The sequence below is a fragment of the Kitasatospora sp. NPDC056273 genome, from assembly GCF_042268845.1.
GTDB lineage: Bacteria > Actinomycetota > Actinomycetes > Streptomycetales > Streptomycetaceae > Kitasatospora.
Genome location: NZ_JBHJSJ010000063.1, coordinates 25,397 through 36,503, shown reverse-complemented (window position 1 = coordinate 36,503; position 11,107 = coordinate 25,397). Strand labels below are relative to the sequence as shown.

Annotated in this window: 7 protein-coding genes; 2 read left to right on the top strand and 5 right to left on the bottom strand. The window is 73.4% G+C overall.

Annotation, left to right across the window (positions count from 1 at the left end; all coding sequences use genetic code 11):
- Window positions 1–114: 114 nt before the first annotated feature.
- Entirely contained in the window at window positions 115–2,760 is a 2,646-nt protein-coding gene (gene acnA / locus ACFCY1_RS35535) for an aconitate hydratase AcnA (protein ID WP_049648977.1), read from the bottom strand.
- 607 nt (window positions 2,761–3,367) lie between these two features.
- Between acnA and ACFCY1_RS35530 the strand changes: the two genes are divergently transcribed.
- Window positions 3,368–3,901: a superoxide dismutase family protein gene (locus tag ACFCY1_RS35530; RefSeq protein WP_375877230.1), complete on the top strand. Its 534-nt coding sequence runs from the start codon at window positions 3,368–3,370 to the stop codon at window positions 3,899–3,901.
- Window positions 3,902–3,969: 68 nt separating this feature from the next.
- Here ACFCY1_RS35530 and argF read toward each other — a convergent pair whose 3' ends face one another.
- The 3 genes from argF to ACFCY1_RS35515 all read right to left on the bottom strand — a co-directional run bounded on the left by argF (window position 3,970) and on the right by ACFCY1_RS35515 (window position 9,438).
- Window positions 3,970–4,971, bottom strand: coding sequence for an ornithine carbamoyltransferase (gene argF / locus ACFCY1_RS35525; protein ID WP_049648979.1), 1,002 nt, complete (start codon window positions 4,969–4,971; stop codon window positions 3,970–3,972).
- Window positions 4,972–5,158: 187 nt separating this feature from the next.
- Window positions 5,159–7,873 (bottom strand): polynucleotide kinase-phosphatase, encoded by a 2,715-nt coding sequence (locus ACFCY1_RS35520; protein ID WP_375877229.1) that lies wholly within the window; start codon window positions 7,871–7,873, stop codon window positions 5,159–5,161.
- On the bottom strand, window positions 7,870–9,438 hold the full coding sequence (locus ACFCY1_RS35515) for a 3' terminal RNA ribose 2'-O-methyltransferase Hen1 (protein WP_375877228.1): 1,569 nt from the start codon (window positions 9,436–9,438) through the stop codon (window positions 7,870–7,872). Before ACFCY1_RS35515 ends, ACFCY1_RS35520 begins: the two co-directional genes overlap by 4 nt.
- A 141-nt stretch (window positions 9,439–9,579) precedes the next feature.
- Between ACFCY1_RS35515 and dapD the strand changes: the two genes are divergently transcribed.
- Entirely contained in the window at window positions 9,580–10,584 is a 1,005-nt protein-coding gene (gene dapD / locus ACFCY1_RS35510) for a 2,3,4,5-tetrahydropyridine-2,6-dicarboxylate N-succinyltransferase (RefSeq protein WP_049648981.1), read from the top strand.
- A gap of 167 nt (window positions 10,585–10,751) precedes the next feature.
- On the opposite strand, the gene ACFCY1_RS35505 is transcribed toward dapD, so the two are convergent.
- Window positions 10,752–11,051 carry a DUF6087 family protein gene (locus ACFCY1_RS35505; protein ID WP_063780004.1) on the bottom strand — a complete coding sequence of 100 codons (300 nt, stop codon included), beginning with the start codon at window positions 11,049–11,051 and terminating at the stop codon, window positions 10,752–10,754.
- Between the last annotated feature and the right edge of the window lie 56 nt (window positions 11,052–11,107).

Sequence of the window (11,107 nt, the reverse complement as noted above, 5' to 3'; positions counted from 1 at the left end):
CCCCGGGGGCGCCCCCCCCCCGCGCTTTATACAAAAACGCGTGGCCGCCCCCCCCCCCCAACACGGGGGGGCGCCCCCCGGGGCCGCCCCCCCCCCCCCCTCAGAGGCTCATGCTCAGCCGATCAGCGAGCGCAGCACGTACTGCAGGATGCCGCCGTTGCGGTAGTAGTCCGCCTCACCGGGGGTGTCGATGCGGACGACCGCGTCGAACTCCTTGTCACCGGCCTTGACCTTGACGGTCTTCGGGGTGCGGCCCTCGTTGAGCTCGGTCACACCGGTGAAGGAGAAGGTCTCCTCGCCGGTCAGGCCGAGGGACTCGGCGTTCTCGCCCTCCGGGAACTGCAGCGGCAGGACGCCCATGCCGATCAGGTTCGAGCGGTGGATGCGCTCGTACGACTCGGCGATGACGGCCTTGACGCCCAGCAGCGCGGTGCCCTTGGCGGCCCAGTCGCGGGACGAGCCGGAGCCGTACTCCTTGCCGGCCAGGACGACCAGCGGGACGCCGGCGGCCTGGTAGTTCTGCGAGGCGTCGTAGATGAACGACACCGGCGCGTCGGCCTGGGTGAAGTCGCGGGTGTAGCCGCCCTCGGTGCCCGGCGCGATCTGGTTGCGCAGGCGGATGTTGGCGAAGGTGCCGCGGATCATCACCTCGTGGTTGCCACGACGGGAACCGTAGGAGTTGAAGTCGCGCTTCTCGACACCGTTGGCGGTCAGGTACTGCGCCGCCGGGGTGCCCGGCTTGATGTTGCCGGCCGGGGAGATGTGGTCGGTGGTGACCGAGTCGCCCAGCTTGGCCAGGACGCGGGCGCCGGCGATGTCGGTCACCGGGCTCGGGGTCTTGGCCATGCCCTCGAAGTACGGGGGCTTGCGGACGTAGGTGGACTCGGCGTCCCACTCGAAGGTGTTGCCGGTCGGGACCGGGAGCGACTGCCAGCGGTGGTCGCCGGCGAAGACGTCCTGGTAGCCCTTGTCGAACATGGCCTCGTCGATGGAGCCGGCGACGGTGTCGGCGACCTCCTGCTCCGACGGCCAGATGTCGGCGAGGAACACGTCGTTGCCGTCGGCGTCCTGGCCCAGGGCGTCCCGGGTGATGTCGATGTTCATGTTGCCGGCGAGGGCGTAGGCGACCACCAGCGGCGGGGAGGCCAGGTAGTTCATCTTGACGTCCGGGTTGATCCGGCCCTCGAAGTTGCGGTTGCCGGAGAGCACCGACACGACCGCGAGGTCGGCCTCGTTGACGGCGGCCGAGACCTCCTCGGGCAGCGGGCCCGAGTTGCCGATGCAGGTGACGCAGCCGTAGCCGACCAGGTTGAAGCCCAGCTTCTCCATGTACGGGAGCAGGCCGGCCTTCTCGTAGTAGTCCATGACGACCTTGGAGCCCGGCGCCAGGGTGGTCTTGACCCAGGGCTTGACGTGCAGGCCCTTCTCCACGGCCTTCTTCGCCAGCAGGGCGGCGCCCAGCATGACGGAGGGGTTGGAGGTGTTGGTGCAGGAGGTGATCGAGGCGATCACGACCGCGCCGTTGTCGATCTCGTAGGACGAGCCGTCGGGGGCGGTGACGGCGGTCGGCTTCGAGGCCTCGGCGGAGTAGGTCGGCAGCGCCTCGGCGAACCGCTCGGCGGCCTCGGCCAGGATCACGCGGTCCTGCGGGCGCTTCGGGCCGGAGATCGACGGGACGACGGTGGAGACGTCCAGCTCGAGGTACTCGGAGTAGACCGGCTCGTGCGACGGGTTGTGCCAGAGACCCTGCTCCTTGGCGTACGCCTCGACCAGGGCGAGCTGCTGCTCGTCGCGGCCGGTGAGCTTCAGGTAGTTGATGGTCTCGGCGTCGATCGGGAAGATCGCGCAGGTCGAGCCGAACTCCGGCGACATGTTGCCGATGGTGGCGCGGTTGGCCAGCGGGATGGAGCCGATGCCGTCGCCGTAGAACTCGACGAACTTGCCGACCACACCGTGCTTGCGCAGCATCTCGGTGATGGTGAGCACCAGGTCGGTGGCGGTGGTGCCGGCCGGCAGCTCGCCGGTCAGCTTGAAGCCGACGACGCGCGGGATCAGCATGGAGACCGGCTGGCCGAGCATCGCGGCCTCGGCCTCGATGCCGCCGACGCCCCAGCCCAGCACGCCCAGGCCGTTGACCATGGTGGTGTGCGAGTCGGTGCCGACGCAGGTGTCCGGGTAGGCCTGGCCGCCGCGGACCATGACGGTGCGGGCCAGGTGCTCGATGTTCACCTGGTGGACGATGCCGGTGCCCGGCGGGACGACCTTGAACTCGTCGAAGGCGGTCTGGCCCCAGCGCAGGAACTGGTAGCGCTCCTTGTTGCGGCCGTACTCGATCTCGACGTTCTGGGTGAACGCGTCCTTGGTGCCGAACTTGTCGGCGATGACCGAGTGGTCGATGACCAGCTCGGCCGGGGCCAGCGGGTTGATCTTGGCCGGGTCGCCGCCCAGCTCCTTGACGGCCTCACGCATGGTGGCGAGGTCGACCACGCACGGCACACCGGTGAAGTCCTGCATGATCACGCGGGCCGGGGTGAACTGGATCTCCTGGCTCGGCTGGGCGTTCTCGTCCCAGTTGCCGAGGGCGCGGATGTGGTCGGCGGTGATGTTCGCGCCGTCCTCCGTGCGGAGCAGGTTCTCCAGCAGCACCTTGAGGCTGTACGGCAGCCGAGCGGAACCCTCGACGGCGGAGAGCTTGAAGATCTCGTACGACTCGTCGCCCACCTGCAGCGAGCTGCGGGCGTCGAAGCTGTTCGCGGACACGACTGACTCCTTCTGGGTGCTTCGTGCGGTATCCGGCCGTCACGCGGTGGTAAGGTCAGCCTTACTTAGGCTTGCCTTGCCCGCATCGCCGGCGAGCGCCTCTCGGCAAGTATCTTGATGTCGAGATATATCCTAGGCGGCAGTTATCTCGATGTCGAGATAAACCATAGTGCATGCCTCGGCACACCGATCGTCCGGGCCGCACCGCTCGCGCTCCGGCCTCTTCGGCCGGACCGCACCGGCCACGACGGCGGCCGCCGCCAGCGGCACCACCACTAGCTCACCACCGGAACCGCCGGTCGGCGAGGGGGCGGCGTCGGCCGGCGGGGCCGTCCGCACTCTTTCCCCTCTGTTCGCGCCCGGTTCGCCCCCGGACCCGGTTCACCCCCGCGCCCGGGCCCGGGCGGGTGTGGCGGCTCGCCCGCACGGGGTCCGGTGCGGGGTCCGGTCGGGGTCCGGCGCGGGGTCCGGTGCGGGGTCCGGTGCGGGGTCCGGTGCGGGCCGTCCGCCTGACGTGCCGGGGTCCCGGGAGCCCGGAGCGGTGTCCTCCGGGCCGGGGCGCCGTTAGCAGGGGGACCCGTCGCCCCGCCCCCGGAAGGCCCGACCGATGACCGCTCCGCTCGCCGCCGCCCTGCTGCCGCTGGCCCTGCTCGCCCCCGCCGCCTCACCGGTCTCGGTCGTCGAGGCCGACTTCGACCCGGCCACCGCCTTCGTCCCCCCGGCGGCGATCAGCTACGCGAGCGACCTGGTGCCGTACGGCGCCCACGTCCGGGTCGTCACCGACCGCTCGGTACCCGGGCGGACGGTGCTCACCCTGAAGGCCTCCGGACTCGCCCCCGACCACGAGTTCCCCGCACACCTGCACACCGGCCGCTGCGGGGCCGACCCTGCCTCCTCGGGGCCGCACTACCAGGACGAGGTCGACCCGGTGCAGCCGTCCACCGACCCGGCGTACGCCAACGAGCGCAACGAGCTGCGGCTGGCGCTGCGCACCGACGGGCGGGGCCGGGGCAGCGCCACCACCGTGGTGGGCTGGCAGCCGCGACCGGGCGAGGCGCGCTCGCTGGTGCTGCACGCGGGCACCCCGGCCGGCCCGCACGCGGCGGGCGACCGGGTGGCCTGCGTGAGGCTGGACGGCTGAGCCGCGCGGCCGCCGGGGCGGGCGCCCAGGAGCCGGTGCTCAGGAGCGGGCACCCAGGAGCCGGTACCTCAGGAGCCGAGGGTGGCGACCAGCACCGCCTTGATGGTGTGCAGCCGGTTCTCGGCCTGGTCGAACACGATGGAGTGGGCCGACTCGAACAGCTCGTCGGTGCACTCCAGCTCGGTCATGCCGGTCGCCTCGTGCATCTGCCGCCCGACCGCCGTGCCGAGGTCGTGGAAGGCCGGCAGGCAGTGCAGGAACTTCACGTCCGGGTTGCCGGTGGCCCGGACGGTGTCCATGGAGACCTGGTACGGCTTGAGCAGCTCGATCCGCTCGGCCCAGACCTCCTTGGGCTCGCCCATCGAGACCCAGACGTCGGTGTAGAGGAAGTCGGCGCCGGCCACGCCCTCGGCCACGTCCTCGGTCAGGGTGATCCGGGCGCCGGTCGTCCCGGCCAGGGCCTTCGCCGACTCCTGCACCTCCTCGGTCGGCCAGAGCGCGCGCGGGGCGACGATCCGGATGTCCATGCCGAGCAGGGCGCCGGTGATCAGCAGCGAGTTGCCCATGTTGGAGCGGGCGTCGCCGAGGTAGGCGAGCGCGACCTCCGGCAGCGGCTTGGCGGTGTGCTCGGTGACGGTGAGCACGTCGGCCAGCATCTGGGTGGGGTGCCACTCGTCGGTCAGGCCGTTCCAGACCGGGACGCCGGCGAACTCGGCCAGCTCCTCGACGATCTCCTGGCCGTGGCCGCGGTACTCGATGCCGTCGAACATCCGGCCGAGCACCCGGGCAGTGTCCTTGACGGACTCCTTGTGGCCGATCTGCGAGCCCGCCGGGTCCAGGTAGGTGGTGGTGGCGCCCTGGTCGTGGGCGGCGACCTCGAAGGCGCAGCGGGTGCGGGTGGAGGTCTTCTCGAAGATCAGCGCGATGTTCTTGCCGCGCAGCCGGGGCTGCTCGGTGCCCGCGTACTTCGCCGCCTTGAGCGTGGCGGCGAGGTCCACCAGGAAGCGGAACTCCTGGGGCGTGAAGTCGAGCTCCTTGAGGAAGTGCCTGTTCCGGAGGTTGAAGGCCATGCCGGGCTCCTGGGGTGACGGGACTGACGGACTGCGGAAAGCGGCAAGTCTATACGATACTCGGAATTTATATACGGAGGCTGGGCGGAGGAGGGGCGCCCACGGGGGCTCCGTCGGTTCCGTGGGCTCCCTCCTCGTGGGCTCCGTGGGCTCCCCTCCTCCGCCTCCGCCTCCGCCTCCACCTCCGTCACAGCCGCGGGTCGACCGGCTCCGACTCCAGCGCGAGCACCGCGAAGACCGGCTCGTGCACCCGCCACAGCGGCTCCCCCGCCGCCAGCCGGTCCAGCGCCTCCAGGCCCAGCGCGTACTCGCGCAGCGCCAGCGAGCGCTTGTGGCCCAGCGCGCGCAGGCGCAGCCGGTCGAGGTGCTCGGTGTAGTCCGGTCCGTAGACGATCCGCAGGTACTCCCGGCCGCGCACCTTCACCCCGGGCTGCACCAGGCCGCCCAGCCGGCCCTTGCCGCGCGCCGTGCGCACCGGCGAGACCAGCGGCTTGACCACCATGCCCTCGCCGCCCGCCTCGGTCAGCTCCTCCCACCAGGCGGTGGCGGCGGCCATCGAGGCCTCGTCCTCGGTGTCCACCAGGATCCGACGGGTGCGCTGGAGCAGGGGCCCCTCGCGGCGCTCCGGCTCCTCCGTGCCGGTCCCCCCGGCCGGGCCGGCGGTGCCGGTCCCGTCGATCCCGTCGGTCTCGTCGGTCTCGTCGGTCTCGTCGGCGGCGGCCAGGCGGTCGATCCAGGCCAGGTGTTCGTCGTGCGGGCGCACCGCGAGGTTCGCCCCCTCGGCCGCGAGCAGCTGGAACGGCGCGAGCCGGATGCCCGACAGGCCCTCGGTCGGCCAGCAGTAGCGCCGGTACGCCTCGGTGAACGCCCGCGCGTCGGCCGCGCGCTGCCGCTGGCGGTCGGTCAGCCGGGCCAGGTCCAGGCCGCGCCCGGCCGCCCGCTCCAGCGCGGACAGCACCTCCGGCAGGGCGGCGCCCGCCGCCGCGCCGACCGCCGCGTACTGGCGGCGCAGCAGCTCCACCGCCTTCAGCGACCAGGGCATCAGCTCGGCGTCCAGCAGCAGCCAGTCGGTGGCCAGCTCCTCGAACAGCCCGGCGCGCTCGGCGGCCGCCCGGACCCGGTCGAGCACGGCGCCGGTCAGCTCCTCGTCGGCGAGGAAGGCGCGGCCGGTCCGGGTCCAGATCGCGCCGGGGCCGGCCACGCCGAAGCGGCGCTCCAGCGCGGCCCTGTCCCGGGCCACCAGCAGCACCGCGCGCGAGCCCATGTGCTTCTCCTCGCAGACCAGGTGCCGCACGCCGTCCGCCCGGTAGCCGAGGAAGGCCTCCTCCGGGTGCTCCAGGTAGCCGTCCCGGCGGGACGTGGCGCTCGGTGCCATGGTCGGCGGCAGGTAGGCGAGCAGCCGCGGGTCCAGTGCGAAGCGGCTCATCACCTCCAGCGCGGCGGCCGCGTTCTCCTCCCGGACGGCCACCCGCCCGTGCAGCCCGGTCTCGACGGTCCGGCGCCCGGCCACGTCGCCGAGGTCCAGCGGACGGCCCTCGCGCGCGCCCGGCGCGTCGGTGATCAGCGGGCGCACCGGGGCGTACCACTCGCGCTCGGCCTCGACGCCCACCAGCTCGCGCTCCGGGTAGCGCAGCGCGGTCAGGCTGCCGCCGAAGACGCAGCCGGTGTCCAGGCAGACGGTGTTGTTGACGAAGCTCGCGGCCGGCACCGGGGTGTGGCCGTAGACCACCAGCGCCCGGCCCCGGTACTCCTCCGCCCACGGGTAGCGCACCGGCAGGCCGTACTCGTCAGTCTCGCCGGTGGTCTCCCCGTACAGCGCGTGCGAGCGGACCCGGCCGGAGTTGCGGCCGTGGTACCGCTCCGGCAGGCCTGCGTGGCAGACCACCAGGGCGCCGCCGTCCAGCAGGTAGTGGCTGACCAGGCCGCGCATGAACGCGCGGACCTCGGCCCGGAACTCCTCGCTCTCCCCCGCCAGCTGGTCCAGCGACTCCTGGAGGCCGTAGGCGACGTTGACCTTCTTGCCGTCCATCGCCCGGCCGAGCTTGTTCTCGTGGTTGCCCGGCACGCAGAGCGCGTGGCCGGCCGCCACCATGCCCATCACCAGGCGCAGCACGCCCGGGGTGTCGGGGCCGCGGTCGACCAGGTCGCCGACGAAGACGGCGGTGCGGCCCGCCGGGTGCGCGGCGTCCACCGGGCGGCCCCCGGCGTCCCGGGTCAGGGCGTAGCCGAGCCGGGTCAGCAGGGTCTCCAGCTCGGAGCGGCAGCCGTGGATGTCGCCGACGATGTCGAACGGGCCGGTGAGGTGGCGCAGGTCGTTGTAGCGCTTCTCCAGCTCGATCCCGGCGGCCGCCACCTCGGCCTCGCCGCGCAGGACGTGCACCTTGCGGAAGCCCTCGCGCTCCAGCCCCCGGAGGGAGCGGCGCAGCTCCCGGTGCTGGCGGGGGATCACGTGGGCCGGCAGCTGCCGGTCCAGGCGGGAGCGGTTGCGCTCGGCGCACACCCCCGGCGGGACGTCCAGGACGATCGCGATCGGCAGCACGTCGTGCTCGCGGGCGATCTCGACCAGCCGGCGGCGGGCCTCGGGCTGGACGTTGGTGGCGTCCACGACGGTCAGCCGGCCGGCCGCCAGGCGCTTGCCGACGATGTAGTACAGGACGTCGAAGGCCTCGGCGGAGGCGGACTGGTCGTTCTCGTCGTCGGCGACCAGGCCGCGGCAGAAGTCGGAGGAGACCACCTGGGTGGGCAGGAAGTGGCGGCGGGCGAAGGTGGACTTGCCCGCGCCGCTGGTGCCGACCAGGACGACGAGGGAGACGTCGGTGACGGGGAGGCGGCGGGAGGCGGTGCTCTCCGCGCGGTCCTGGTCCCGGCTCTCGCCGGGGGTGTCGGTCGGGTCATCGGTCATCGGGGCTCGCCTCCTTCGGGCGTCGCGGTCGGGTCCGGCGCGGGGGTCGTGGTGGGTGTGGTGGGCGTCGCGGTCGCGGTGGGTGCTGTGGTCGCGGTGAACAGGGCCAGCTGGGTCGGGGCGCCGACCTCCTCGTCCTCCGGGCCGACCGGGCGCAGCTCCACGGTGTAGCCGTACGCGGCCGCGACCTTCCCGGCCCAGGCCCGGAACTCGGCCCGGGACCACTCGAAGCGGTGGTCGGCGTGCCGGACGGCGCCCGCCGGCAGGCTCTCCCAGCGGACGTTGTACTCCGCGTTCGGCGTGGTGACCACGACCGCCCTCGGCCGGGCGGCGCCGAACACCGCGTACTCCAGCGCGGGCAGCCGCGGCAGGTCCAGGTGCTCGATCACCTCGCACAGCACCGCCGCGTCGAAGCCCTTGAGTCGGGCGTCGGTGTAGGTGAGCGCTCCCTGCGCCAGCGCCACCCGGGCCGCCTGACGCTCCGGCATCCGCTCCAGGCCCAGCCTGCGCCCCGCCGACCGCAGCGCCCGGGCGGAGACGTCCACGCCGAGGATTCCGGTGAACCGGGCGTCCTTGAGCAGTTCGCCGATCAACTCGCCCTGGCCGCAGCCGAGATCGGCGACGCGGGCGGCACCGGTCTCGCGCAGCGCGGCGAGGATCGCGGTGCGGCGCTGCTCGGCGAGCGAGGGCTGCCGGGGCTCCGGATCGTCCCGCGCCTCCTCCTCGGACCGGTCGTCGACCGCGTTGTCGATCTCCTCGACCTCGCGGTCGTCGGCCTCCGCCAGCCGGGCCAGCTCCAGGCGCTCCATCGCGGCGCGGGTCAGCGACCAGCGGCGGGCCAGGTAGCGGCGGGCGATCAGGGCGCGCTCAGGGTGGGCCGCCAGCCAGCCCTGACCGGCCGCGAGCAGCTTGTCCACCTCGTCCGGGGCGACCCAGTAGTGCTTGGCGCCGTCCAGCACCGGCAGCAGCACGTACAGCTGCTGGAGCGCGTCGGCGAGCCGGACCGTCCCGGAGGAGAGCGCGATCCGGACGTAGCGGGACTCGCCCCACTCGGGGAACGACTCGTCCAGCGGGACCGCCGTCGCCTCGACCCGCCAGCCCAGCGGCTCGAACAGCCGGACCACCAGGGCCGGGCCGCCGCCCCCGCCCGCACCGTTCGCGGGCACGGCGGGCAGCTCGATCCGCAGCGGGCGGGCCCGCCCGGGCAGTTCGGGCCGGGCCGGGCAGTCGCCCTTCATCGCGGACCGGAACACCGTCCGCAGCGCCACCGCGAGCAGCGAGGAGGCGGCGTACGGGCGGTCGTTGACGTACTGGGCGAGCGCGAAGTCGGGCGAGCCGCCGCGCCCCCTGCCGTCGCCCCGGCCCTTGCGGACCAGCGCGATCGGGTCGACGTCCAGCAGCAGCGCCGCCGTGCAGACCCCGTCCCTCGCCTCGGGGTAGAAGACGTGGGCCTCACCGTGCGACGTGGTGAACCGCTGGACCTTGTCGGGGTGCTTGTGCAGCAGGAACCCGAGGTCCGTGGCCGGGTCCTCGGCGCTGCCGGTGGTGGAGATCGACATGAACACCCGCTGAAGTATTGCCCAGCGCCCGAACGCCGGGCACCGGGTTTTCCCGCCCCGCGGGCCGCCGACCGGCGCGTTCGCCGGGCGCGTCCGCCCGGTGGGCGTGTTCGGCACCGGGGCCCCGCATTGGTTAACGTGCACGGTGTGACTGCTGAATCCACCTCGCTCGAATCCACCTCCCCGGCGAACGGCGCCGTGGCCACCGGTCTGGCCACCATCGCCGCCGACGGCACCGTCCTCGACACCTGGTTCCCCGCCCCCGTGCTGGCCGCCGAGCCCGGCCCGGCCGGCACCGTCCGTCTGACCGCCGAGCAGGCCGAGGCCGAGCTCGGCGCCGGCGCGGCCGAGGCGCTGCGCGTCGACGCCCGCCGCGGCGTCGAGGTGGTCGCCGTGCGCACCACCATCGCCTCGCTGGACGAGAAGCCGCTCGACACCCACGACGTGTACCTGCGCCTGCACCTGCTCAGCCACCGCCTGGTCAAGCCGCACGGCCAGAACCTGGACGGCGTCTTCGGCCTGCTGGCCAACGTCGCCTGGACCAGCATCGGCCCCGTCCCGGTGGACAAGGTCGAGCAGGCCCGGCTCGCCGTGCGCGCCCAGGGCGGCCAGCTGGCCGTCTACGGGATCGACAAGTTCCCGCGGATGACCGACTACGTCGCCCCGACCGGTGTGCGCATCGCCCACGCCGACCGCGTCCGGCTCGGCGCCCACCTGGCCGTCGGCACCACCGTGATGCACGAGGGCTTCGTCAACTTCAACGCCGGCACGCTGGGCACCTCCATGGTCGAGGGCCGGATCAGCGCGGGCGTCGTCGTCGGCGACCACAGCGACATCGGCGGCGGCGCCTCGATCATGGGCACCCTGTCCGGCGGCGGCAAGCAGGTCGTCTCGGTCGGCGAGCGCTGCCTGCTCGGCGCCAACGCGGGCATCGGCATCTCGCTCGGCAGCGACTGCGTGGTCGAGGCCGGCCTGTACGTGACCGCCGGCACCCGGGTCACCACCCCGGACGGCACGGTGGCCAAGGCCGTCGAGCTGTCCGGCCAGGACAACCTGCTGTTCCGTCGCAACTCGCAGAGCGGCGCGGTCGAGGTCATCGCCCGCTCCGGCTCCTGGGGCGGCCTGAACGCCGACCTGCACGCCCACAACTGACCTCCGGTCGGAGGTCGTTGGGGTCCGGCGCCCGGGTGGCGCCGGACCCCGCCCGCTTCTCGGGGGCCGGTTACCGCCCGGCGTCCCGTTACGGCCCGGGGTCCGGTTACAGCCCGGGGTCCCGTTACGGCCCGGCGTCCGGGCCGAGGCCCGGTCCCGCGCGGGCTTCAGGGCTTGCGGTGGCGCCCCGGCGCCTTCCCCGGCCGCCGCGCCTGGCGCCCGGGCCGCGGCGCTCCCGCGCCCTCGGCCCCGTACAGGATCCGCTGGGCGGTGGCGTAGTCCTCGGCCACCGTTTCCGGCAACCACTGGTAGCCGTCCCAGCGCACGATCAGCCTCGGTTCGCCCGGCAGCACATGGGCGCCCCGCTGCCGCCCGACCGTGAGCCGTACGACCCGCAACTGCCCGACCGGCCGCAGCCGTTGCTCCCGCCTGGCCGCCCACGACGCCAGCGGTTCCTCCTCGTCCATCGCCCCAGTCTGGCCTCCCGACGCCGCCACCCGACACCTGCGTCACCCGACCGGGC

Bases quoted from the DNA above. Each gene is read 5' to 3' on its own strand.
- ACFCY1_RS35530 (WP_375877230.1), top strand. From the start codon at position 3,368: ATGACCGCTCCGCTCGCCGCCGCCCTGCTGCCGCTGGCCCTGCTCGCC.
- argF (WP_049648979.1), bottom strand. From the start codon at position 4,971: ATGGCCTTCAACCTCCGGAACAGGCACTTCCTCAAGGAGCTCGACTTC.
- ACFCY1_RS35520 (WP_375877229.1), bottom strand. From the start codon at position 7,873: ATGACCGATGACCCGACCGACACCCCCGGCGAGAGCCGGGACCAGGAC.
- ACFCY1_RS35505 (WP_063780004.1), bottom strand. From the start codon at position 11,051: ATGGACGAGGAGGAACCGCTGGCGTCGTGGGCGGCCAGGCGGGAGCAA.